Origin of the sequence: Flavobacterium sp. IMCC34852 (assembly GCF_030643905.1) — a bacterium.
GTDB classification, from domain to species: domain Bacteria; phylum Bacteroidota; class Bacteroidia; order Flavobacteriales; family Flavobacteriaceae; genus Flavobacterium; species Flavobacterium rivulicola.
On the sequence record NZ_CP121446.1, the window covers coordinates 43,090 to 67,873 of the forward strand.

At 39.1% G+C, this 24,784-nt stretch carries 19 protein-coding genes and 1 tRNA gene; 10 read left to right on the forward strand and 10 right to left on the reverse strand.

The genetic code is table 11. The annotated features are described in order from the left end of the window. Positions 1-46 precede the first annotated feature (46 nt). The 3 genes from P7V56_RS00215 (at position 47) to rpe (ending at position 4,112) form a co-directional block, all read left to right on the forward strand. The gene (locus P7V56_RS00215) at positions 47-2,224 is read left to right on the forward strand and encodes a polyribonucleotide nucleotidyltransferase (RefSeq protein ID WP_171222121.1); all 2,178 of its coding nucleotides are present in this window, start codon (positions 47-49) and stop codon (positions 2,222-2,224) included. Between the two features lie 141 nt (positions 2,225-2,365). Continuing rightward, positions 2,366-3,229 carry a sigma-70 family RNA polymerase sigma factor gene (locus P7V56_RS00220; protein WP_121311792.1) on the forward strand — a complete coding sequence of 288 codons (864 nt, stop codon included), beginning with the start codon at positions 2,366-2,368 and terminating at the stop codon, positions 3,227-3,229. Positions 3,230-3,449: 220 nt separating this feature from the next. After that, on the forward strand, positions 3,450-4,112 hold the full coding sequence (gene rpe / locus P7V56_RS00225; protein WP_171222120.1) for a ribulose-phosphate 3-epimerase: 663 nt from the start codon (positions 3,450-3,452) through the stop codon (positions 4,110-4,112). 5 nt (positions 4,113-4,117) lie between these two features. Here rpe and P7V56_RS00230 read toward each other — a convergent pair whose 3' ends face one another. Beyond that, the gene (locus P7V56_RS00230) at positions 4,118-5,116 is read right to left on the reverse strand and encodes a GntR family transcriptional regulator (protein ID WP_171222119.1); all 999 of its coding nucleotides are present in this window, start codon (positions 5,114-5,116) and stop codon (positions 4,118-4,120) included. A 163-nt stretch (positions 5,117-5,279) separates the two neighbouring features. Here P7V56_RS00230 and P7V56_RS00235 point away from each other — a divergent pair, with 163 nt between their 5' ends. From P7V56_RS00235 to P7V56_RS00265, 7 genes are read left to right on the forward strand one after another with little or no spacing between them, the layout of a single operon-like run. Next, the gene (locus P7V56_RS00235) at positions 5,280-6,272 is read left to right on the forward strand and encodes an aldose epimerase family protein (protein WP_240976621.1); all 993 of its coding nucleotides are present in this window, start codon (positions 5,280-5,282) and stop codon (positions 6,270-6,272) included. Continuing rightward, positions 6,269-7,336: a glycoside hydrolase family 53 protein gene (locus tag P7V56_RS00240; RefSeq protein WP_171222117.1), complete on the forward strand. Its 1,068-nt coding sequence runs from the start codon at positions 6,269-6,271 to the stop codon at positions 7,334-7,336. The genes P7V56_RS00235 and P7V56_RS00240 overlap by 4 nt, the downstream gene beginning before the upstream one ends. 26 nt (positions 7,337-7,362) lie before the next feature. Next, complete coding sequence (locus tag P7V56_RS00245; RefSeq protein ID WP_240976619.1) at positions 7,363-8,355, forward strand: glycoside hydrolase family 53 protein; 993 nt, start codon at positions 7,363-7,365, stop codon at positions 8,353-8,355. 3 nt (positions 8,356-8,358) lie between these two features. Further along, positions 8,359-10,770, forward strand: a complete 2,412-nt coding sequence (gene galA / locus P7V56_RS00250) for a beta-galactosidase GalA (protein ID WP_171222115.1) — start codon at positions 8,359-8,361, stop codon at positions 10,768-10,770. Further along, positions 10,770-11,936 carry a galactokinase gene (gene galK / locus P7V56_RS00255; protein ID WP_171222114.1) on the forward strand — a complete coding sequence of 389 codons (1,167 nt, stop codon included), beginning with the start codon at positions 10,770-10,772 and terminating at the stop codon, positions 11,934-11,936. Before galA ends, galK begins: the two co-directional genes overlap by 1 nt. A gap of 3 nt (positions 11,937-11,939) precedes the next feature. Then, positions 11,940-12,992 carry a UDP-glucose--hexose-1-phosphate uridylyltransferase gene (locus P7V56_RS00260; protein ID WP_171222113.1) on the forward strand — a complete coding sequence of 351 codons (1,053 nt, stop codon included), beginning with the start codon at positions 11,940-11,942 and terminating at the stop codon, positions 12,990-12,992. 1 nt (position 12,993) lies between these two features. Then, positions 12,994-14,664, forward strand: a complete 1,671-nt coding sequence (locus P7V56_RS00265; protein ID WP_171222112.1) for a sodium/sugar symporter — start codon at positions 12,994-12,996, stop codon at positions 14,662-14,664. Positions 14,665-14,667: 3 nt separating this feature from the next. Here P7V56_RS00265 and P7V56_RS00270 read toward each other — a convergent pair whose 3' ends face one another. From P7V56_RS00270 to P7V56_RS00310, 9 genes are all read right to left on the reverse strand, one after another. Further along, positions 14,668-15,483, reverse strand: a complete 816-nt coding sequence (locus P7V56_RS00270) for a zinc-dependent peptidase (RefSeq protein WP_171222111.1) — start codon at positions 15,481-15,483, stop codon at positions 14,668-14,670. A 405-nt stretch (positions 15,484-15,888) separates the two neighbouring features. Further along, a tRNA-Arg gene (locus P7V56_RS00275) sits at positions 15,889-15,962 on the reverse strand. Between the two features lie 88 nt (positions 15,963-16,050). Further along, complete coding sequence (locus P7V56_RS00280) at positions 16,051-16,500, reverse strand: GatB/YqeY domain-containing protein (protein ID WP_171222110.1); 450 nt, start codon at positions 16,498-16,500, stop codon at positions 16,051-16,053. A 229-nt stretch (positions 16,501-16,729) separates the two neighbouring features. After that, positions 16,730-18,703 (reverse strand): cell division protein FtsZ, encoded by a 1,974-nt coding sequence (gene ftsZ, locus P7V56_RS00285; protein ID WP_171222109.1) that lies wholly within the window; start codon positions 18,701-18,703, stop codon positions 16,730-16,732. 38 nt (positions 18,704-18,741) lie between these two features. Beyond that, entirely contained in the window at positions 18,742-20,124 is a 1,383-nt protein-coding gene (gene ftsA, locus P7V56_RS00290; RefSeq protein ID WP_171222108.1) for a cell division protein FtsA, read from the reverse strand. A 6-nt stretch (positions 20,125-20,130) separates the two neighbouring features. Next, on the reverse strand, positions 20,131-20,853 hold the full coding sequence (locus P7V56_RS00295; RefSeq protein ID WP_171222107.1) for a cell division protein FtsQ: 723 nt from the start codon (positions 20,851-20,853) through the stop codon (positions 20,131-20,133). Continuing rightward, on the reverse strand, positions 20,850-22,190 hold the full coding sequence (gene murC, locus P7V56_RS00300; protein ID WP_171222106.1) for a UDP-N-acetylmuramate--L-alanine ligase: 1,341 nt from the start codon (positions 22,188-22,190) through the stop codon (positions 20,850-20,852). The genes P7V56_RS00295 and murC overlap by 4 nt, the downstream gene beginning before the upstream one ends. A 190-nt stretch (positions 22,191-22,380) precedes the next feature. After that, entirely contained in the window at positions 22,381-23,472 is a 1,092-nt protein-coding gene (murG, locus tag P7V56_RS00305) for an undecaprenyldiphospho-muramoylpentapeptide beta-N-acetylglucosaminyltransferase (RefSeq protein ID WP_171222105.1), read from the reverse strand. Continuing rightward, the gene (locus P7V56_RS00310) at positions 23,473-24,783 is read right to left on the reverse strand and encodes an FtsW/RodA/SpoVE family cell cycle protein (protein WP_171222104.1); all 1,311 of its coding nucleotides are present in this window, start codon (positions 24,781-24,783) and stop codon (positions 23,473-23,475) included. Position 24,784 lies beyond the last annotated feature (1 nt).

Here is a 24,784-nt window from a genome sequence, read left to right on the forward strand (position 1 = left end):
ACAACTACAACACAACTAACCTAATTGTTTAAACGAATTAATTTTTATGATTCCAAAAGTAACCCAAGAAACAATCGATTTAGGGGATGGAAGAACCATCACAATCGAAACCGGTAAATTAGCCAAGCAAGCAGATGGTGCTGTTGTTGTTAGATTAGGCGACTGTATGCTTTTAGCCACAGCTGTATCAGCAAGAACATCAAACCCTGGTGTAGACTTTTTACCTTTAACGGTAGATTACCGTGAAAAATTTGCCGCTGCAGGAAGATTTCCGGGTGGTTTTTTCAAAAGAGAAGCTCGTCCAAGCGACAGCGAAGTATTGACAATGCGTTTGGTGGACCGTGTTTTACGTCCATTATTTCCAGATGATTACCATGCTGAAACTCAGGTGATGATTCAGTTAATGTCACACGACGAAAACGTGATGCCAGATGCTTTAGCTGGTTTAGCGGCTTCAGCTGCTTTAGCAGTATCAGACATTCCTTTCTACAACTTAATTTCAGAAGTGCGTGTAGCGCGTATCGACGGAAAATTTGTAATCAATCCAAGCAGAGCTCAATTAGAATTATCAGACATCGATATGATGATTGGTGCTTCTTTGGATTCAGTAGCGATGGTAGAAGGTGAAATGAAAGAGATTTCAGAAGCCGAAATGGTTGAAGCTATCAAATTTGCTCACGAAGCCATCAAAGTTCAAATTCACGCTCAGTTAAGATTACAGGAAGCTTTTGGTAAAAAAGAAATCCGTACTTACGAAGGAGAAGTAGAAGATGAAGCAGTTTACAAAAAAGTAAAAGCAGCGGCGTATGACAAATGTTATGCGATTGCACAAGAAGCTTCAGGCAAAAGTGAAAGAGGCGAAAAATTCGCGGCCGTAAAAGAAGAGTGTAAAGCCCTATTTACGGAAGAAGAATACGCTGAAAATGCAGACTTAGCCGGTTTGGTTGGAAAGTATTTCTACAAAACCAACAAAGAAGCTGTTCGTAACGTAATCCTTGAAAAAGGAATTCGTCTAGACGGAAGAAAAACGACTGAAATCAGACCTATCTGGTGTGAAATCGATTATTTGCCATCTGTTCACGGTTCTTCTTTATTTACCCGTGGAGAAACTCAAGCTTTGGCTACGGTGACTTTGGGAACTTCCAGAGAAGCTAACCAAATTGACTCTCCATCAGAACAAGGGGAAGAAAAATTCTATTTACACTACAATTTCCCACCATTCTCAACCGGTGAAGCTAAACCTTTAAGAGGAACTTCACGTAGAGAAGTAGGTCACGGAAACTTAGCTCAAAGAGCTTTAAAAAATATGATTCCTGCTGATTGTCCTTATACCATCCGTATTGTATCTGAAGTTTTAGAATCTAATGGTTCTTCTTCAATGGCTACTGTGTGTGCCGGTACTATGGCTTTGATGGATGCCGGAGTGCAAATGGTAAAACCGGTTTCGGGAATTGCTATGGGATTGATTACTGACGGAGAGAAATTTGCCGTATTGTCTGATATCTTAGGCGATGAAGATCACTTAGGTGATATGGACTTCAAAGTGACCGGAACTGCAGACGGAATTACCGCTTGTCAGATGGATATCAAAATCGAAGGATTACGATATGACATTATGGAACAAGCCTTAGGACAAGCACGTGACGGACGTTTACACATTTTGGGTAAATTGACTGAAACCATTGCTACACCAAGAGCTGACGTTAAGAAACACGCTCCGAAGATCATCATGAGAACCATTCCTGGTAACTTCATTGGTGCCTTAATCGGACCTGGCGGAAAAGTGATTCAAGAATTACAAAAAGCTACGGGAACTACTATCGTGATTAACGAAGTTGACGAACAAGGTGTAGTTGAAATTTTAGGAACAGATCCGGACGGAATTGCAGCGGTATTGGCGAAAATTGATTCTATCATTTTCAAACCAACTGTTGGTGAATCCTATGAAGTGAAAGTTATTAAAATGCTTGACTTTGGTGCTGTGGTAGAATATACCGCTGCTCCGGGCAATGAAGTATTATTACACGTTTCAGAATTGGCTTGGGAAAGAACAGAAAACGTTGCCGATGTTGTAAAAATGGGCGATGTGTTTATGGTAAAATACTTAGGTGTTGACCCTAAAACCAGAAAAGAAAAAGTGTCGAAAAAAGCACTTTTACCAAGACCTCCAAGAGATGAAAACCGTCCTCCGAGAGAAGATAAAAAAGACGCTCCAAAAGGTTAATCTGATTTTATATTAATTCATAAAAAACCCCGACTCGTAAAAGAGTTGGGGTTTTTAAATTAATTATTAAAAAATTGTAACTTTTTTGTTTTTTTACACGTACAACTACCCGAACACTTTAAAGCAAAGGAGATCAAATAAATGAGACAACTCAAAATCACCAAGCAGGTAACCAATCGTGAAACTGCTTCCTTAGACAAGTACTTACAAGAAATCGGAAAAGTAGATTTGATTACTGCCGATGAAGAAGTGGAATTAGCACAGAAAATTAAAGCCGGAGACCAAAGAGCCTTGGAAAAATTAACCAAAGCCAATTTGCGTTTCGTAGTTTCTGTAGCAAAACAGTACCAAAATCAAGGTTTGACACTTCCCGATTTGATTAACGAAGGAAACTTAGGTTTAATTAAAGCGGCTCAACGTTTTGATGAAACTCGTGGTTTTAAATTCATTTCTTATGCCGTTTGGTGGATTCGTCAATCTATACTTCAAGCATTAGCTGAACAATCTCGTATCGTTCGTTTACCTTTGAATAAAATTGGCTCCATCAATAAAATTAACAAAATGTACGCCTTGTTAGAGCAATCTAACGAACGTGCACCTTCAGCTGAGGAAATTGCCAAAGAATTGGATATGACTGTAAATGATGTGAAAGAGTCAATGAAAAACTCAGGACGTCACTTATCCATGGATGCACCATTGGTTGAAGGAGAAGATTCTAACCTATACGACGTTTTACGTTCAGGTGAATCTCCAAATCCGGACCGAGAACTGATTCACGAATCATTGCGTACCGAAATTGAACGTTCTTTAGAAACCTTAACCCCAAGAGAAGCAGACGTGGTGCGTTTGTACTTTGGTTTAGGTGACCAACACCCAATGACTTTAGAAGAAATTGGAGAAACTTTCGATTTAACTCGTGAACGTGTACGTCAAATTAAAGAAAAAGCCATCCGTAGATTAAAACACACTTCAAGAAGTAAAATTTTAAAAACATATTTAGGATAAACCCTAAATTACGATAACAACAGTCTGATTAACTGTTCGTTTTTTGATTGATGATTGAAACTCCGGCTGATTACCGGAGTTTTACTTTTTTATAAATTATGGCGTGCCCTTTCAGGTCAGGCTTTCCGCAGTACAAGGTACTTGCTCCAATCCTTCACGCAAACCCTGCTCAAACAGAATCTTTTGTTATCTTTGCAACAACAACACAAACTCTTTTACAATGAAGAATACCCTTATTGCACCATCAGTGCTCGCAGCCGATTTTGCCAATCTACAACGCGATATCGAAATGATTAATGCCAGTGAAGCCGATTGGTTCCACATCGACATTATGGATGGTGTTTTTGTTCCGAACATTTCCTTCGGAATGCCGGTTTTGGAAGCCATTTCAAAACATGCTAAAAAAACAATCGACGTACACTTAATGATTGTTGATCCCGATAGATACATCAAAACTTTTGCCGGTTTAGGTGCCAACATTTTAACGGTACACTACGAAGCATGCTCTCATTTACACAGAACGCTACAAGCCATCAAAGCCGAAGGCATGAAAGCCGGTGTAGCTCTCAATCCGCATACCAATGTGGCACTTTTGGAAGATATCATCAAAGACATTGACATGGTTTGCTTAATGAGTGTAAATCCGGGCTTTGGCGGACAATCTTTTATCGAAAATACCTACTCAAAAATTGAGAAGTTAAAAGAATTAATCATTCGTAAAGGCGCTTCAACCATAATAGAGATTGACGGCGGCGTAACCGACAAAAATGCCAAAAAATTAGTGCAAGCCGGAGCAGATGTTTTAGTTGCCGGAAACTTTGTTTTCAAAGCGGAAAACCCAACACAAACTATTGTTGATTTAAAAAAAATCACCACCGTATAATCTTATTAAATAGAATTTCTTAGTATTAATTTGGAGTTGTTCTTTACGTGCAACTTCAAATTAGTATTAATCATCTCGGCCAAAATCTTACCCATTTCATTAAAATCTGTAGAAATGGTCGTAATGCCGTTTTCCACCACTTTTTTCAGCGAAGTATCATTGTAGGATATGATCCCGTAGTCAATGCCCAAAACTAAATTTTGAAACTTGGCTTGTTCGATCACATTCACCAAATGGCGGTCACTCGGAATAATAAACAAACTACCTTTCTTAATCTCATCCTTCTCAAAAGTAGAAATTACAGAATGTTGACAATCATTTTCTCGACAAAATTTCAGAAAACCAGTCACCATTCCAACCGGTTCTTTCTCTCCGGGAAAAATTAAAATTAAGTCTTGGTATTTCTTAATCTTATCCAAACCATCCATTAAAGCATCATACATATCGGCCACAAAATCTTGATAAACTGCCGGATATTCTTTAAACGCTTCAGTGGTTTGGTCTAAAACATAAGTATCATTCAATGGCAAAGTCGCAATAATTTCGCTCGGAATCTCCAAATTAGAAGGCATTATGATATATTTCGAATAATTGCCTTTGCTTTCATTGACCAACTTTTTAAACATCTCCAAATTAAAATGATGAAAGAAAATATCAATCTGAAAGTTCTTATTCACATGATATAAAAAGGACGTATACAAATCTTCTTTAAAAGCATTCAACTCATCAAACAGCAGAAAAATTCTCTGTTCCAAAGTAAATTCAACACTTTTCACATAATAGCCTTTACCCAAAACCGAGTAGATAATACCTCGTTTCTTGAGTTCATCATAAGCCAATAAAACCGTGTCACGCGAAATAGAATACTCCAAACTCACTTTGTTCACCGAAGGTAATTTCTCATCGCGCTTCAATCGCTTTTCGGCTATAGCCATTTCTACAGACAAGACTATTTGTTTGTATTTTGGCTGCGCAGATTGACTATTTATATTGATGATTTTCATCTAAATACAATTAACTGGTGGTAAGTTACAAAAAAACCGGTAGGTAGTGGTATGGATGAAAAAGATAAAACGATAATTTCGTTATCGGATTGATAAAAAAGTCATGATAAAAAATAGTTTTTCACAAATTTATACTTATAAAAACACAAAATTGTTTGGTTTAATGCCTAACAATAAAGCCGTTTCGCAGTATACATTGACCAACAAAAATGGCATGGAATGCTCCGTAATAAATTATGGCGCAACAATTACCGCTATAAAAATCCCAACTGCAAACGGAGAAAAAACAGATGTGGTTTTGGGTTTTGATACTTTGGAAGACTACATTAATTCGTTTGATTTACCAAGCGCGCCTTATTTAGGAACCGCTATCGGAAGATATGCCGGTAGAATTAACAATGCCTCTTTTACACTAAATGGAGAAAAAGTACAGCTAACCAAAAACCACAAATCCCATCAAATTCACGGCGGATTAGAAGGTTTTAGCAGAAAGTTTTGGGAAGTAACTTCAATCAACGAAGATATAAATCCTTCTATCACTTTAGAATATACCAGTTTAGCTAACGAAGAAAATTTTCCCGGAGAATTAAACATAAAAGTTACTTATACTTTAACCGAAAACAACGAACTAAAAGTCACTTTTCAGGCCAAATCATCCGAAGACACTGTAATCAATTTAACCCAACACAGTTATTTCAACCTTGACGGACATGCAAAAGATATCGCTTCTCAAAAGCTTTTTATCAATGCCAAAAACATACTGGAAACCACAACCGAATTGATCCCGACAGGCAACTATACAGAGTTGAAAAACCATACTTTCGATTTTTCAAGTCCAAAGAATTGCCCAATATCCATCGACAACACTTTTGTTCTGGAAGGAAAAGAAGCGGCAACACTTTACAGCGAAAATACTAAAATAAAAATGACAGTTTTTACCAATCAACCGGGAGTTCATATTTACGTTGGCGGTAATTGTTTTGGCCAAATAAAAGGCAAAGAAAACGCTGATTATCATCCAACCAGCGCCATTTGTTTCGAAACCCAAAACTTCCCCGACGCGCCTAATCACAGTCATTTCCCGAACTCTGTTTTGAGAAAAGACGAAGAATATTTACACCAAACTACATTCAAATTTGAAAAACTACAGCCATGAAAAAGATACTCTTTATTTTATTTTCAATCTCATTATTTTCTTGTTCTTCAGACAGTAATTCTGAAAGCGAACCAATCATAGAAGACGAATTCATTCGTGGTGCCGATATGTCTTATTTACCTTTAATAGAAAGCGAAGGCACAGTTTATAAACACAATGGCGCAAATCAAGATCCAATTATAACCTTAAAAAATGCAGGCTGCAATGCCATCAGAATGCGACTTTGGCAAAATCCATCCAACGCACATTCCGGAATGGCCGAAGTAAAAGCCTTTGCCCTGAGAGTAAAAGCTGCCGGCTTAAAAGTTTGGCTAACCGTTCATTACTCAGATACTTGGGCTGATCCGGCGAACCAAACCAAACCTGCCGCTTGGCAAAGCATGAGTTTTACAGACTTAAAAACAGCGGTTTCTGATTATACCAATTTGGTAATGACCGAAATCAATCCTGATATTATCCAAATCGGGAACGAAACCAACGATGGCATGCTTTGGCCGGAAGGGAGATTGTCTACTAATGAAACCCAATATTTAGAACTGGTTTCAAGTGCGAGTGCAGCCATCAGAAGTAAATCTGCAACCACCAAAATCATGCTGCACCATGCAGGAACATCAGGCGCAGACTGGTATTACAGTAAAGTAGCCAATATTGATTACAACTATATTGGTCTCTCCTATTATCCGATTTGGCACGGAACTGATTTGGTGGCTTTACAAAATAAAATGAACACTTTGGGTCAATTGTATGACAAAAAAGTGGTTATAGCTGAAACTGCTTATCCGTTTACCTTCGGCTATAATGATTATACTAATAACATCATCGGCTTGTCCAACCAAATTCTTCCTGCTTATCCCGCGACAGAGCTAGGACAAAAAAGCTTTCTCTCTACCATAAAAAACACCATAAACCAAAGCTCACATGGTATCGGATTTTGCTACTGGGGAAGCGAATGGGTGGCTTTCCGCGGACCAACATCCACCAACGGTTCGCCATGGGAAAACCAAGCTTTATGGGACTTTAATAACAATTCGCTTCCGGTTATGGAGGTTTTTAATGCTGAATAATTATGAAACTAAAATCCATAATCTTTTTGATACTTCTGATAACTGAAGTAATTTTTGGACAAAATAAAAAATCCGCTTTTTCAAAAGGCGCCGATGTGGGTTGGCTACCCCAAATGGAAGCCACAGGCTATAAATTTTACGATACTGACGGCAGTGAAAAAGATTGCCTTCAACTTCTTAAAGACCGTGGCATGAACTCCATTCGTTTGCGGGTTTGGGTTAATCCTTCCGATGACAAAGCCAGCGGTCATTGCAGTAAAGAAGAAACGGTTGCCATGGCATTGCGCGCTCAAAAAATGGGTTTCCGCATCATGATTAACTTCCACTACTCTGATTCTTGGGCTGATCCGGCGAAACAGTTCAAACCCAAAGCTTGGGAAAAACATTCGTTTCCTGAATTACTTAACGATGTTTACAATCACACTTTTGATGTAATCAATGCTTTAAAAGTTGCCGGAGTTACACCGGAATGGGTTCAAGTCGGAAATGAAATTCCCGGTGGTATGATGTGGCCCGAAGGCAGTACCGACAATTGGCCTCAACTCGGGCAATTATTAAACAAAGGTTACGATGCGGTAAAAGCCGTGGACAAAAACATCAAAGTAATTGTTCATGTCGATGAAGGCAACAACAACGCTAAATTCAGAAAGTTTTTCGATAATGCTGCGGAACAAAAGGTGAAATACGACGTAATTGGATTATCTTACTATCCGTATTGGATAAAAAAAGACTATACTGAAACCATAGCCGATTTACAATTCAACCTAAACGATATGGCCCAACGCTACGATAAAGAAGTCATGGTAGTTGAAGTTGGTGGTGAAGATGACAAAGTACAGAACACTTACGAACTGTTAGTCGCCACCATCAAAGCCGTGAAAAATGTGCCCGATAACAGAGGTATCGGTGTACTCTATTGGGAACCACAAGGCGCCAGAAGTTGGAGTCATTACGCTCTAAGTGCCTGGCAAGTCGATGGCAAACCTTCACCCGCATTAGATGCTTTTAAAGAAAATTAAAACATGAAAAAAATACAATACCATTATATTCTTGCGCTCTTTTTAATTGTTAGCTTTTCAGCCAATGCACAAGAAAAAATAAGCCTCGACGAAGACTGGAAGTTCCATTTTGGCCATGCCGCTAATCCGGAAAAAGATTTTGATTACAGCAAAACCGCTTTGCTTCATAAATCCAATGTATTTGCTACCACCGTGGTTAATCCGAAATTTGTAGATACTGCTTGGGCATCCGTAAACGTTCCGCATGATTGGGTTGTCGAACTCCCTTTTGTAAATTCTCCTCAGGTTGAAATGGACAGTCACGGTTACAAACCGGTTGGCGGAATGTATCCTGAAACCAGTATTGGTTGGTATCGCAAACATTTCACCGTAGACAAATCAAAAAGCAGTAAGCGATTCGAACTTCAATTCGATGGCATTTACCGTAATGCTGAAATTTGGATTAACGGGTTTTATGTCGGCACCAATTTTAGCGGCTACGTTGGCAATTCTTATGACGTTACCGATTACATCAATTTCGAAGGCGAAAATGTACTGGTAGTTCGGGTTGATGCCACACAATATGAAGGTTGGTTTTACGAAGGCGCCGGTATCTACCGCCATGTTTGGTTAAACATAACGGATAAAATTTTTATTCCGGTAGATGGTATTTTTGTGCATGCTGAAGTAAAAGGAAAAAATGCCATTGTAAATATCGAAACTACAGTTCAAAACAATAATTTACAAGCATCCAACGGCTCCGTTTACAGTTACATTACTGATAGAAACGGAAAGGTTTTGGCCAAAACTGCTGAACAAAAAATTACTTTAGGCGTTCATAAAAACACCACTGTCATACAAAAATTAAATTTAAACAATACTCGTCTCTGGTCATTAGACGATCCTTATTTGTACCGAGTAATCTCAGTAGTAAAATCCGGAAATCAAATAGTGCATCAAACCAAAACGCGTTTCGGCATCAAAACGGTGCGATTTGATGCCAAAAAAGGTTTCTTTTTAAACGAAAAACACCTCAAAATTCAAGGCACCAACAACCACCAAGACCACGCCGGTATTGGCAGCGCGTTACCGGATTACATGCAATATTATCGCATAAAACTGTTGAAAGAAATGGGTTCAAACAGCTACAGAGCAAGCCATAATGCGCCCACTCCGGAACTTTTGGATGCCTGCGACAGTATAGGTATGCTGGTTTTAGATGAACAACGTTTGTTAAACAGCAGTCCGGAATATGTAGACCAATTCAAACGATTAATCAAACGCGACCGAAACCATCCTTCCGTATTTTTATGGTCTATCGGCAACGAAGAACAAAACATTCAAGGCAATGACTATGGGAAAAGAATTGCCCAAACCCTTTTAGCCATTCAACAAGATTTAGACCCAAGCCGAACCAGTACTTATGCCGCTGACATGCCCAATGTTTATAAAGGCGTAAACGAAGTTATTCCGATTCGTGGTTTCAATTATCGGGAATATGCGGTGGCTGATTACCATAGAGATCATCCGAACCAACCGTTATTGGGAACCGAAATGGGAAGTACGGTAACCACTCGTGGGATTTATGAAAAAGATGAAATCAGAGCCTACGTTCCCGACCAAGACATTACCCATCCGTGGTGGGCCAGCAAAGCCGAAACTTGGTGGAAATTGGCTGCTGAAAATGATTTTTGGTTAGGCGGTTATGTCTGGACCGGATTCGATTATCGCGGTGAACCAACTCCTTATAAATGGCCTAATATCAGTTCGCACTTCGGAATCATGGATGTTTGCGGTTTCCCGAAAAATATTTATTACTACTACCAAAGTTGGTGGACCGATAAAGATGTTTTACACATTTCACCGCATTGGAACTGGCCGGAAAAAATCGGTAAACCAATCGAAGTTTGGGTAAATTCTAATGCTGACGAAGTAGAATTATTTCTAAACGGAAAAACTTTAGGTAAAAAAGTAATGCCGAGAAACAGCCATTTGAAATGGGAAGTAATTTACGAGCCGGGAACACTGGAAGCCATTGGTTACAAAAAAGGAAAAAAAATAACCTCAAAAGTCGAAACCACCGGCACCGCATACAAAATTATATTGACGTCTGACAAAACCATTTTAACCGCCGACGGAAAAGATGCTACCGTAGTCAATATTTCCATCAGTGATGACAAAGGACGCGAAGTACCAATTGCCGATAATATGGTGAAATTTTATCTTTCCGGCGATGCCAAAATCATCGGCGTGGGTAATGGTGACCCAAGTTCGCACGAACCGGACAAATGCAAAGACGGTATGTGGCAAAGAAGCGCGTTCAACGGAAAATGCCAAGTGATTATTCAGGCCGGAAAAACAAACGGTTCTATAAAATTAGAAGCTAAAGCCAATGGACTACAGTCTGCTTCAACTACAATAACATTAGTGAAATAATGAAGAAGAAACTCATCCAACATACCACGGAACATTTTGAAAAAATCTTTCAAAAAGCACCCGAACATATTTTTCTATCGCCGGGAAGAATCAATATCATTGGCGAACACGTTGATTACAATGACGGTTTTGTAATGCCTGCCGCTATCAACAAATACATTTGTTTTGCGATTTCAAAAAACACCGATACTAACGTCACCCTTATTGCCCAAGATCTAAACGAAACCTACAAATTTGACCTAAAAGACGAACTGAAACCTTTAGATAAAATGTGGGTCAACTACATTTTAGGTGTACTACACCAATTGAAAAGCAAAGGGTTAACCAATGGTTTCAACATCGTGTTCAGCAGTACGATTCCCATGGGTGCCGGACTTTCCTCTTCAGCCGCTTTAGAATGTGGTATTGGTTATGCGATGAATAAACTGTTTAATTTGAGTTTAACCAAAGAACAAATTGCACTCATCGGTCAAAAATCAGAACACACTTTTGTGGGCGTGAATTGTGGCATCATGGACCAATTTGCCTCTGTTTTCGGCAAGAAAAACAGCGTCATCAAACTCGATTGCAATACTTTGGCATACGAATATTACAAAGCCGATTTCAAAAAATATTCGTTACTTTTATTGGACAGCAATGTCAAACACACCCATTTGACTTCGGGTTATAATGTCAGAAGACAAGAAGTTGAAGAAGGATTAGCCATTATAAAAGAACATTTTCCACAGGTAAAAACTTTCAGAGATTGTTCGGAAGTAATGATTTTGGGACTCAAAGAGGAATTAGGTGAAACCATTTTCAAACGTTGTCATTTTGTGGTTAAGGAAATCAAACGAGTACTCGATGCAGCAAAGGCTTTGAATGATTCTGATTTTAAAAGATTAGGACAATTAATGTCGGAAACACATCAAGGTTTATCCAAAGAATACGAAGTAAGTTGTGAAGAAATCGATTTTTTAGTCGATGCCGTACATCACGAAAAAACAGTACTCGGCTCAAGAATGATGGGAGGCGGATTTGGCGGTTGTTCCATCAACTTAGTAGAAAAAGGTTCGGAAAAAGAACTCATCGAAAAAATTTCAACGCAATACCGAAACGCTTTCGGCATCGAATTAAAAGCTTACAAAGTAAAAATTTCAAAAGGCACTTCGCTTTACAAAGACTAACTCATGACATCTTTCAACCCTAACGAACATCCACACCGAAGATACAATCCTTTACTTGACGAATGGATACTGGTTTCGCCTCATCGCGCTAAGCGACCATGGCAAGGCCAAAAGGAAACGCTTTCTGAAGACAATCGTCCTGAACACGACGCAGATTGCTATTTGTGTGCCGGAAATGTTCGTGCCAATGGTGTAAAAAATCCCGATTACACCGATTGCTATGTTTTTGAAAATGACTTTTCGGCTTTGCTTACTACAGAAGTCAATTTTGAAAGTAAAGAACAATCACTTTTTCAATTAAAACCGGAACGCGGTATCAATAAAGTAGTTTGTTTCTCGCCCAAACACAACCTGACTTTACCGGAAATGGAAGTCGAAGCCATCGAGAAAGTAGTCCAAACCTGGAAGGAACAATACCTCGAATTGGGCAGCCACGATTTCATCAATTATGTTCAGATTTTCGAAAACAAAGGCAGCGTTATGGGTTGCAGTAATCCGCATCCGCATGGCCAAATTTGGGCGCAATCTTCCTTACCGACACAAATCGAAAAAACGCAAAAAAGTCTGCGTGCTTATTACGAAAAAAACAAAACCAGTTTATTAAAAGACTATTTAGACCAAGAATTAAAACAACGAGACCGTATTGTTTTGGAGAATGACCATTTTGCGGTTTTAGTACCATTTTGGGCGACTTGGCCTTATGAAACGATTATCATTAGCAAAAGACATTTTGGCAACATCATTGCGATGGGCAATGAAGAGACCAAATCTTTTGCCGAAATCATCAAAGGCATTACCGTGAAATATGACAATCTTTTTGAAACGTCTTTCCCTTATTCTTCCGGCATTCACCAAGCACCGACCGATAGGGTTTCGCATCCGGAATGGCATTTCCACATGCATTTTTATCCGCCATTGTTGCGAAGCGCTACCGTGAAAAAATTCATGGTCGGCTACGAAATGCTCGGCGAAGCGCAACGCGATATTTCTCCGGAACAAAGTGCCAAAATTTTAAGAGACTTACCTAACCAACATTACAAAACTAAAACCACATAGTATGCAAACTTTAGCTACCCAAGATTATATTGTTTTCTTCGCGTATTTCGTCATTATTGTCGGCTACGGATTTTGGATTTACAACCGAAAAAAGAAAGCCCAAACCAGCAGTAACGATTATTTTCTGGCTGAAGGTTCGCTGACTTGGTGGGCGATTGGAGCGTCATTGATTGCGAGTAACATCAGTGCAGAACAATTTATTGGGATGAGCGGCAGCGGTTTCAAAATGGGATTGGCGATAGCGACTTACGAATGGATGGCCGCGGCAACATTGGTCATCGTCGCCATTTTCTTTATGCCGGTGTATTTGAAGAACAAAATTTTCACCATGCCACAATATCTGAATAAGCGATACAACAGTAATGTAGCCATGATTATGGCAGTGTTTTGGTTGTTGCTATATGTCTTGGTCAATCTGACTTCTATTTTATATTTAGGCGCTTTGGCGATTAGCAGTATTTCCGGATTGAACATTACTTTTTGTATGATATTCTTAGCGTTCTTCGCGGTGATGATTACTTTGGGAGGTATGAAAGTGATTGGTTATACTGATGTGATTCAGGTGTTCTTTTTGATTTTGGGTGGATTAGTTACGACGTATTTAGCTTTGAATTTAGTCGCAACCGAATTTGGTTCCGAAGGTGTAATCAACGGATTTAACCTAATGCGGGAAAAAGCCGATGACCATTTCCATATGATATTTGACACTTCAAATCCGAATTACATGGATTTACCAGGATTGTCGGTATTGATTGGCGGTATGTTGATTATCAACTTGAATTATTGGGGTTGCAACCAATACATTACTCAGAGAGCTTTGGGCGCCGATTTAAAAACGGCTCGTGGCGGAATTCTATTCGCGGCTTTCTTGAAATTATTAATGCCTGTCATCGTGGTTTTACCGGGAATCGCCGCATTTGTTTTATACCAAAATGGCCATTTCCAAACTGAGATGTTACAAGACGGCAGTGTAAATCCTGATCGAGCTTATCCTATTTTATTAAACTTATTACCCGTAGGCTTAAAAGGATTGTCCTTTGCCGCTTTAACTGCAGCGATTGTAGCATCCTTAGCCGGAAAAGCCAATAGTATTGCGACCATATTTACCCTAGACATTTATAAAGAAAAGATCAATGTGGAAGCCGATGAGAAAAAGTTAGTCAACATTGGAAAACTAACTATTATAACCGCGATGATCATTGCTGTATTGGTGGCACCGTTTTTAGGCATTGACAAAAAAGGCGGATTTCAATACATCCAAGAATATACCGGTTTTGTGAGTCCGGGTGTGTTTGCGATGTTTATACTAGGTTTCTTTTGGAAAAAAACGACTTCTAACGCGGCACTATTTGCTACCATTGGCGGATTCCTGATGTCAATTGTCTTTAAATTCATGCCGGCGTTTGTCGACTTGTCATTCTTGAACCCGATGGGGTTTGCGGTACAGAATGCCGAGGGTATTTACGAAATTCCGTTTATTGACCGTATGGGATTTGTCTTTGCGCTTTGTGTCATCGGAATGTACTTTATCAGTATGTATGAAAACAAAAAAGGCGTTAAACCAAACGGCTTGGAAATAGACAAAACGATGTTCAAAATGTCACCGAGTTTTACCGTGGGCATGTTGGTTATCGTATCGCTTTTAGCGGCTTTGTATACTTTATTCTGGTAAGTTTTAATGCTTGTGATTAAGCATTTTACTAACATGACTGAACAATTCCGGGAACTGGGTTTTAAATTCATCAGGTGTTTCAAAATAGTGCTCAATGATGACCGATATGAATTCAAACTGATTGGTAAAAGCATAAATCCTGAAGTAATCGGAATCGATTAACCTTTGTCGGTTAGGCGGATGATTGACTTCTTTGTGCAACCTTTTGTAATGCTTTCGAAAGGCTAGTGAACTACCATCATTACTGCGCAAACTATGAAGATGCACTACATGAGAAAACTCATGTACTCCGAGATTTAGGTTGTCATTTTCGATTTCGTATCCGGCTGTAAAATCTTTCCAAGAAAAGACTACGGCTTTCATTTTCGGATTGAATTCTCCTTTGTGGTATTCCTCAGTATGGTTGGAATAATATTCCTCGGGATAGATGATTATTTTATCAAAAGAATCTATCAGATAACGGCGCATTCCGAAGGTCAGCATCACATAAGTACCGGCAATAAGTGTTTGTACTTCTTGGTTGATTACAAAATCTTGTCGGGGTATAAATTGATAGGTTTCTTTAAAAGTTGCCAACCGGTGGTTAAAATACACTTTGCGTTTTTCTGAAAGCTTTTGATAGAAAGGAAACTTTTGTCTGAGAAAAGATGCTTCTTCAGGGGTTATTTTTTTAGGTTTTAAATAAAGATGAATGTAGAGTGGTCTGTGAAATAATGCAATCCAAATATCATCCAGCAAACTCATGATGAACATAAAAAAGAAGAAGAAAAAAGCACCTAAAAGAAGCAGACCAACCAGTAAGATAAAAATAACTTCCATTGGCTAAAGATATAAAAAAAGCCCAAGAATTCTTGGACTTAAAATGTGAGCGCGAAGGGATAGACTCCATCCTTCCCTTAAAGCTCCTCTTTGAAAATACAATAGCCAAGAAAATGCTCAAGCGAGCTTAGACAAAAGGATTTTGCTGCGCAACATCCCTCAAAGCTCCTCTTTGAAAATACAATAGCCAAGAAAATGCTCAAGCGAGCTTAGACAAAAGGATTTTGCTGCGCAACATCCCTCAAAGCTCCGCTTTGAAAATACAATAGCCAAGAAAATGCTCAAGCGAGCTTAGACAAAAGGATTTTGCTGCGCAACATCCCTCAAAGCTCCGCTTTGAAAATACAATAGCCAAGAAAATGCTCAAGCGAGCTTGGACATTTTCTTGGCTATTGTATTTATTCGTGACCGCGAAGGGATTCGAACCCCCAACCCTCAGAGCCGAAATCTGATATTCTATCCAGTTGAACTACGCAGCCGATTTTAGATGGTTAGACTCCTTAGATTTTTAGATTCGATAGACAAAGTCTAAGATATCTAACTTTCTATGAAGTCTAATAATCTATATTATGCTAATAATTTTTTAACGATAGTCGAAATGGTTTTGCCATCGGTTTTTCCGGCTAAGGCTGCTGAGGCTTTGCCCATAACTTGACCCATTGATGCCATACCTGAAAAACTTCCTTCTGCAATGATTGCAGCTACGGCTGCTTCTACTTCAGCTTCTGACAATTGTGCCGGAAGGAATTTTTCGATTACGGCTACTTGGGCTAATTCAGGTTCGGCTAAATCGGCTCTTCCTTGTTCAGTATAAATGGAAGCGCTGTCTTTTCTTTGCTTAACCAAACGTTGTAATAATTTGATTTCCTCGTCGGCCGACAAAGTATCGCTGGCGCCGGCTTCTGTTTTGGCTAAGATGATACCCGATTTGATCGCTCTTAACGCTTCTAAAGCAACCGTATCTTTGGCTCTCATGGCGTTTTTCATTTCGTCCATGATTTGGGTTTCTAAACTCATATTTAGATTATTAGATTATTAGACTTCTTGGATTTTTAGATTTCTCTAAAAGATTGGCTTTTTAGCCCCGATTGGAACAAGTATCCTCGTAGAGATACTGTGGAAAGCGGGAATAAGGACGGCTGAAACTGCCCGAACCTTTCGCTTCAAAAAGCTCTGCGAAGATAAAAAAAATAACCCGAAAATCTCAGTGAAATTTTCGGGTCATCCGATTAGAAAAAATGGCAGACTAATCTACATTATCGTGCAAGAAGGAATTGTTGGTTCTGATTTGTAAATCGTCGTTACTATCAGTCCCCAATGACATTCTTGAGTTTGCATTATTGTCGGCGTTGTTTGACAGGTCAACCCCTAATCTTTTATAAGCAGGTTCTTTTTCCAATTCCTCAATTCTTGACGGATTGTTGTGGAATTTGTAATTGAACTCTTTTAATTTTCTTCTGCGCTCATCGGCACGGTGTTTCAACGTTTCTTCGATGGTCATTTCCACCGGAGATACCTCGTCGAAATAGTTTACCGCTTGAGGCTTTTCGGTTTCCACTTTCATGGTGATGTTTAACTCTTCGGCAATTGGCTCTTCTACTACCGTTTTAGCGACTGGCTTTGAGTTGAGCAAGTCGTTTTCTAACTCCATGTATTCTTCCAAAGAATATTTGATAACGCCGCCTTCATTGACTTCGGTAACCGGAACAAATTCAACTGCTTCATTCACTATGATCTCATTAGCGTCTGCAGACAAATCGAAAACAATTTTGGTTTCCTCAATAGGTTGAACGGCTTCAACTACTTCTACTTTTTCGAATACCGGCGTTGCAGCAGGCATATCGAAAGTGAAAGTGATTTGCTCTTCTTCAACAACATTTTGCGGCTCTACCACTTCCATGGCTTTTACTTCCGGAGTAGTTACTTTGAAATCGATGTCTTTGATAGGCGATACGATTTCGAAAGTCACGTCTAAGTTGCGAATGAATTGGTTCATCGCGATTAGTTCGTTGTCATTTACAATAGCAGCGGCCGGAGTTTCGACAGTAGGTATTTCTAATTCTTCTTCGATTAATTCGAAAACGATTTTTTCTTCTTTTACTTCTGCTTTTGGTGTGTCAACGATGGTTTGGAAAACTTCCACCGGCTTTTGCGTCAAATCGCGCACCAATTTTTGGTCATCTTCTAAAGCGTGAACGATTTTCTTAGATTCTACATTAACGATGCCGTTTTGTTGTTCTACATTAAAACCCGTGGCGATAATAGTCACCGCAATAGCTTCGCCTAACGTTTCATCTTCACCAACTCCCATAATGATGTTGGCATTATAACCGGCTTCGGTTTGGATGTGATCATTGATCTCTCCGATTTCGTCGATAGTAATTTCGTTTGAGCCTGAAACGATAAGCAACAATACGTTTTTAGCTCCGGTGATTTTATTATCGTTTAATAATGGGGAATCCAAGGCGGTGATGATGGCTTCTTTGGCGCGGTTGTCACCGGTAGCCACAGCAGAACCCATAATAGCAGTGCCGCTATTAGACAAAACCGTTTTGGCATCCTTTAAGTCGATGTTTTGGGTGTAGTGGTGTGTAATTACTTCAGCGATACCTCGAGAAGCTGTAGCCAACACTTCATCCGCTTTAGAGAAACCGGCTTTAAAACCTAAGTTTCCGTAAACCTCTCTTAATTTATTGTTATTGATAACAATCAAAGAATCAACTTGTTTTCTTAATTTTTCTACGCCCAACAACGCTTGTTCCGAACGCACTTTTCCTTCAAATTGGAAAGGAATGGTTACGATACCAACCGTAAGAATATCTCTTTCTTTGGCCAATTGTGCAATTACGGGAGCTGCACCGGTTCCGGTTCCACCACCCATACCGGCTGTGATGAACACCATTTTGGTATTGCTGTCCAACATTTTCTCGATATCACCTACACTTTCCAATGCGGATTGTTGTCCTACATCGGGATTAGCGCCTGCGCCAAGACCTTCGGTTAAGTTTACACCTAACTGAATTTTATTGGGTACCGGACTATTTTGAAGTGCTTGTGAGTCGGTATTACAAACAATGAAATCTACACCTTTGATTCCCTGTTTGAACATGTGATTGATAGCGTTACTTCCGCCGCCACCAACACCGATTACTTTAATCACATTTGATTGATTCTTTGGCAAATCAAATGAGATGCTTCCAAATTCTGAGTTGCTTATCATACTATTTTGGTGTTAGGTTTTATTCTGTTTAATCTAAATTACTCTGCGTTATCTAAAAAATCTTTAATCTTATCCACATAGCGGTCAAAAAACGAGCGCTTGATTTGTTTTTCTGAGGTTTCGCTCTCAGTGGTTGTTTCAACATGCTGTTCTACTGCTGTTTGAACTTCTTCTTTGGGTTCAAAAACCGGTTGTTGCGGTATTGCTCTTGGTGCTTCGGCCACTACTTCTTTCAGTTCAATTTTATAAGCACTGTTCGAATTGTTTTCGATACTGTTCATTACCAATCCTACCGCGGTAGCGAACAACGGACTTGAAATTTCTTCGCCCGAATTGCCGGCCAAATGTTCGTTTGGATAACCAATTCTGGTGTCCATTCCCGTGATGTATTCCACCAATTGTTTGATGTGTTTCAATTGTGAACCACCACCTGTCAAAACGATACCGGCAATTAATTTTTTGCGCGGATCTTCGTGTCCATAGGCTTTGATTTCGGTGAAAACCTGCTCGATAATTTCCACTACTCTAGCGTGAATGATTTTCGATAAATTCTTAAGCGAAATCTCTTTTGGATCTCTGCCGCGTAAACCCGGAATCGATACAATTTCGTTGTCTTTATTTTCACCCGGCCAAGCCGAACCGAATTTTACTTTTAACAATTCTGCTTGCTTTTCAATAATCGAGCAACCTTCTTTGATGTCATCGGTTATTACGTTTCCTCCGAATGGTACTACCGCTGTGTGACGAATGATACCATCTTTGAAAATGGCCAAATCGGTTGTTCCGCCACCAATATCAATCAACGCTACTCCTGCTTCTTTTTCTTCCTGACTTAATACGGCATCGGCTGAAGCTAAAGGTTCTAAAGTCAATCCCGACAATTCAATGCCTGAACTTTGGATACATCTGCCTACGTTTCTGATAGAAGACGCTTGTCCGACTACCACGTGGAAACTCGCTTCTAGGCGCGCGCCGTACATTCCGATAGGTTCTTTGATTTCGGTTTGCCCATCGATTTTGAATTCTTGCGGCAATACGTGAATGATTTCTTCACCCGGTAACATAGCCAATTTATTGACTTGATCGATTAACAGTTGAATATCTCTTCCGCTGATTACTTCTTCGGGATTTGTTCTGATGACGTAATCAGTATGTTGAATACTTCTGATGTGTTGTCCGGCTATGCCTACCACTACATCGTTTATTTTGTAACCTGAATTATTTTCTGCTTCAAGAACTGCTTGTTGAATAGACTGAATGGTTTGGGTAATGTTATTGACCACACCACGAGCTACACCGAGACTTTTGGATTTTCCGACACCCAAAATTTCCAATTTTCCATATTCATTTTTCTTGCCAATCATGGCCACAATCTTGGTTGTCCCAATGTCTAATCCGACTGCAATATTCTCTTTTTCCATAATCTTCTATTTAATGCACACCACTTGCTTGGTAAACTTCAAATTTATTCTTTGGTACTTGTCCAAAGTGCTATCTAAAACTGCCTTCTGAAAAAAGGCTTTATAATTTTTAAATTTTCTCTCGATGTTAATAGTTCGTCCGAAATCGATTTGGTAATCATAATTTCTGTTTGCCATAATTAATCCTCCGCTGGATAAAACTTGCACACCTATGATGTTTTTTTTCAAAAAATCATCATGGGCAATCTTCTTCAAAACTTCAGCTAATTTTTCTTTTTTTACTGCGGATATTTCACCTGATATTAGTGGAACTCTGGCAGTATAATTATCGGATAACGGCATTTTATCACCCTCATAATCAATATAAAAAGAACCTGTTTCATCGAACACTCTTCCGAGTGGTATTTTTTGTTCTACCACTGCTTTTAAAACCCCATCAACACTGACAAAAACATCAGCTTTATGAATCATCTCATGACTACTGACGGATTTTTCCAATTTATTCAAATCTAAACCTTCTTTATTGATAGTTTTTAGGTCCTGATTTTTTTCTATTAACAATTTATTAACCGTTTCCGGCTTTAAAAAAAGAGGCGTTTGACCTACAAAAACCACCTCAGTTTTCTTTATTTTTCGCTGGGCATTTCGGTGCGAAGTGAACGAAAACAGGAAGATAACGACCGAAATCATTAGCACTAATCTGATATTTGTCCATGTTAAAATCTTCATGATAAAGCCAATTTAATTTTTGGAACCAATTCACCAATATCACCTGCTCCTATAGTTACAATTATTTTAGCATTATTTTCTAAAATTGTTGGAATCAAATCGCCTTTAGAAATTAGTTTTTTATTCGGATTTTCCATTTTGGAGAGCAACCAACTTGACGTAACTCCTTCCATTGGTAATTCTCTGGCCGGATAAATATCCAACAACAAAATTTCGTCAAATTGCGACAAACTCTTGGCAAAATCATCAGCAAAATCTTTCGTTCTGCTGAACAAATGCGGTTGGAAAATGGCCAACACTTTTTCATTCGGATACAACTCACGAACGGCTTGGTGCACTGCGTTGATTTCCGTCGGATGGTGGGCGTAATCATCGATGTAAACCAAGTCATTTGTTTTGATTTGGTAAGAAAATCTGCGCTGAATTCCTTTAAATGAAGCCAAGGCTTTAGCAATGGACTCGGTCGGGGTACCATAAGTCTTAGACATTGCTAAAGCCATCAAGGCATTCATTAAATTGTGTCTTCCCGGCAAACCAAACTTTAAATCCTTAATCGTTTCTGATGGCGTTTGCACATCAAAAACATAGAAACCGCTCTCAATTCGGATGTTGAAAGCTTTATAGGTTGCTTCTTCGTTAATTCCGACAGTTAGACCTTTGAGAGGCAAACCTTTCGGTACGAATAAATTATTTTTATCTTCTACTTTATCAGCAAATTCGCGGAACGAATCTTCGATAGCCGTTGCATCACCATAAATATCCAAATGATCCGCATCCATTGAGGTTACGCATGCAATATTCGGATGTAAATGCAGGAATGAACGGTCAAATTCATCAGCTTCAACCACCGTAACTGTTTTACCGCTTCCGATTAAATTAGAGTGGTAATTTTCTACAATACCGCCAATAAAGGCAGTCACATCGGCACCACTTTCATAAAGAATGTGTCCTAAAATACTGGACGTGGTTGTTTTTCCGTGGGTTCCGGCAACGGCGAAACAAAAAGTATCTTTGGTGATAATGCCTAAAACTTCGGCTCGTTTTTTTACTACGTATTCTCGCTCTAAAAAATAATTCCATTCCGAATGTGTAACCGGAACGGCAGGTGTAATGATTACTAAAGTATTTTCGACATAATACTCTTTAGGAATCAAACCAATATTGTCTTCGAAATGAATATTCATTCCACCGGCAATCAATTCGTCAGTCAACATGGTTGGCGTCTTGTCATAACCGGAAACATTTTTTCCGATGAACTGAAAATAACGTGCCAAGGCACTCATTCCGATGCCTCCGATTCCGATGAAATAGACGTTATGGATTTGGTTTAGATTCACTTTTATTTAAATATATAATACCACAATTTGTTAATCAAGTCTGAAAAAAACAATAGTAGAATGAGACCTACGACAAAGGCAATTCCACCATACAACGACCTTTTGAAACCTGATTTATCATCTTTGTAATCGTAATAAAAAGCTAGCCCGATAGCAAAAATGAAGAATACCAATATCAATAAAGCCCATATCATTTTATCAGCTTTTTAATTTCTTCAACAATATCTTTTGTTGCATTTGGCTTAGCCAACTTTTTTATGTTTTGGCTTAAGGTCTGCTGCAAATCTTCATTTGAAATCAAATCTGAAAATGTAGTTTCAAATTTTTCATCCAATTCATTTTCTTTTAAAAGAATGGCACCATTTTTATCAACAATGGCTTTGGCATTCTTGGTTTGATGATCTTCGGCTACGTTGGGTGACGGAATAAAAATGGTTGGTTTTCCTACCAAACACAATTCGGAAACAGATGAGGCACCGGCGCGTGAAATCACGAAATCTGCTGCAGCATAAATCAAATCCATTCTGTCGATAAACGCGACCACCTGAACATTTTCTTTTTCATTGAAATGTTGGTACTCGTCAAAATATAATTTTCCGCATTGCCAAAAAACCTGAACACCGCTTTCTAACAGAAAATCGAGTTCTTTGGCTATTAATTGGTTTACTCTTCTTGCTCCTAAACTTCCACCTAGAACCAATAAAGTTTTTTTATTCGAATCCAAATTAAAATAGGCGATGCCTTCTTCTCTTTTGGTTTCCACCTCCAACAAATCCTGACGAACGGGATTTCCGGTGAAGACAATTTTTTCTTTTGGAAAAAATCGCTCTAAGTTTTCATAGGCCACACAAATCGCGTTGGCTTTTTTACTCAACAGTTTGTTGGTAATTCCGGGATAGGAATTTTGTTCTTGAATGACTGTTGGAATATTCATGCTATTGGCTGCTTGCAATAATGGTCCGCTGGCAAAACCACCGGTTCCTATGACTACATCGGGCCGGAACTTTCTTATAATCTTTCTTGATTTCCACAAACTACTCATGAGTTTGAATGGAAACATCATGTTTTGCAAGGTCAGTTTTCGTTGCAATCCGGCAATCCATAAACCTTCGATTTTGTAACCGGCTTGGGGTACTTTTTGCATTTCCATTTTATCGCTGGCGCCTACAAAAAGAAACTCGGCCTCGGGAAAACGAGCCTTTAATTCATTGGCAATAGCAATAGCCGGATAAATATGTCCGCCTGTTCCTCCGCCGCTTAATATGAATTTTAATTTTTTCATTTAGTTTTTCTTCAAAATCGGTTCCAACGGATTGGTTTCTTCTTTGATGGAATAGCTTTCCAATTCAGCTTGTACTGCCGCTTTTTCGGCTTCTTCCTCTTCTTGTAATTGTTTGTCAATCATGCGTTGTAAAGCGTCTTCACGTTTTTGTTTGTCTGCTAACTCTTCAGCGATTTCCTCTTCTTTTTTGGTCACGCTTAAAATAATACCGAGTGCAATACACGTCATCCAAATTGAACTTCCACCGCTACTGATTAAGGGTAACGTTTGTCCGGTCACCGGCAATAACTCGACTGCAACGGCCATATTGGTCATCGCTTGAAAAATGATTGGGAAACCCAGACCTATGACCACGAGTTTTCCGAACATTGAATTGGCTTTGTGTGCTGCAACTACAAATCGGAACAGCAACAACAAATACATGCTTAATACTAAGATTCCGCCGAACAAACCGTATTCTTCTACTATAATCGCGTAGATAAAATCGGAGGACGATTGTGGTAAAAAGTTTTTCTGCACACTTTTACCCGGTCCTAAACCATAAACACCTCCTGAAGCGATGGCGATTTTGGCTTTTTCGATTTGGTAATCATCTTCATCGGGTTTATCCGTGGTGAAATTATCTATACGATTGATCCAAGTATCCACACGATTCGGAAAAGCTTCCGGGAATTGTTTGGCTACTAAGATGAAAAAGGTCAATCCTATTATTCCAGCACCGACAATGATTCCGATATATTTCAACGGATATTTTCCGATGAATGCCAACATCAAAACCATGGAAAATATCAATGCTGCCGTGGATAAGTTGGCCGGTAAAATCAGCATTACGGTGATAAAAACCGGCGTCCATAAATCCCATAGAGAAGATTGAAATGTTATGGGCGTTTCTCTGGTTTTGGATAAATATCTCGCTACAAAAACGTATAAAACAATGGAAGCTAGTGTTGAGGTTTGGAAGGTGATTCCGATAAACGGAATTTGAATCCAGCGACTGGCATTGGCGCCTTGAATTACGGTTCCTTTGAACAAAGTGTAAATTAACAATACCCAAACCACCGGCAACAACAAACGTGAAATGGTTCGGAAATAATGATAAGGCACTTTGTGTATTTTGTATAAAATAAAAAACCCAACGAATACTTGCGCGCCGTGTTTCAGTAAATACGTTAGAGCATTCCCTGAACCATGGCGCATATAGGCCAAATTACTACTCGCACTAAACACCGGCATAAACGAAAACAAGGCCAACAAGGCAACGAATGCCCAGATGACTTTATCTCCTTTTAAGCTGTGAATTAATTCTTTCATG

Excerpts from the sequence above, each read along its gene's own strand:
- P7V56_RS00215 (WP_171222121.1), top strand. The coding sequence starts at position 47 with ATGATTCCAAAAGTAACCCAAGAAACAATCGATTTAGGGGATGGAAGA.
- P7V56_RS00220 (WP_121311792.1), top strand. The coding sequence starts at position 2,366 with ATGAGACAACTCAAAATCACCAAGCAGGTAACCAATCGTGAAACTGCT.
- rpe (WP_171222120.1), top strand. The coding sequence starts at position 3,450 with ATGAAGAATACCCTTATTGCACCATCAGTGCTCGCAGCCGATTTTGCC.
- P7V56_RS00230 (WP_171222119.1), bottom strand. The coding sequence starts at position 5,116 with ATGAAAATCATCAATATAAATAGTCAATCTGCGCAGCCAAAATACAAA.
- P7V56_RS00235 (WP_240976621.1), top strand. The coding sequence starts at position 5,280 with ATGCCTAACAATAAAGCCGTTTCGCAGTATACATTGACCAACAAAAAT.
- P7V56_RS00240 (WP_171222117.1), top strand. The coding sequence starts at position 6,269 with ATGAAAAAGATACTCTTTATTTTATTTTCAATCTCATTATTTTCTTGT.
- galA (WP_171222115.1), top strand. The coding sequence starts at position 8,359 with ATGAAAAAAATACAATACCATTATATTCTTGCGCTCTTTTTAATTGTT.
- galK (WP_171222114.1), top strand. The coding sequence starts at position 10,770 with ATGAAGAAGAAACTCATCCAACATACCACGGAACATTTTGAAAAAATC.
- P7V56_RS00260 (WP_171222113.1), top strand. The coding sequence starts at position 11,940 with ATGACATCTTTCAACCCTAACGAACATCCACACCGAAGATACAATCCT.
- P7V56_RS00265 (WP_171222112.1), top strand. The coding sequence starts at position 12,994 with ATGCAAACTTTAGCTACCCAAGATTATATTGTTTTCTTCGCGTATTTC.
- P7V56_RS00270 (WP_171222111.1), bottom strand. The coding sequence starts at position 15,483 with ATGGAAGTTATTTTTATCTTACTGGTTGGTCTGCTTCTTTTAGGTGCT.
- P7V56_RS00280 (WP_171222110.1), bottom strand. The coding sequence starts at position 16,500 with ATGAGTTTAGAAACCCAAATCATGGACGAAATGAAAAACGCCATGAGA.
- ftsZ (WP_171222109.1), bottom strand. The coding sequence starts at position 18,703 with ATGATAAGCAACTCAGAATTTGGAAGCATCTCATTTGATTTGCCAAAG.
- ftsA (WP_171222108.1), bottom strand. The coding sequence starts at position 20,124 with ATGGAAAAAGAGAATATTGCAGTCGGATTAGACATTGGGACAACCAAG.
- P7V56_RS00295 (WP_171222107.1), bottom strand. The coding sequence starts at position 20,853 with ATGAAGATTTTAACATGGACAAATATCAGATTAGTGCTAATGATTTCG.
- murG (WP_171222105.1), bottom strand. The coding sequence starts at position 23,472 with ATGAAAAAATTAAAATTCATATTAAGCGGCGGAGGAACAGGCGGACAT.
- P7V56_RS00310 (WP_171222104.1), bottom strand. The coding sequence starts at position 24,783 with ATGAAAGAATTAATTCACAGCTTAAAAGGAGATAAAGTCATCTGGGCA.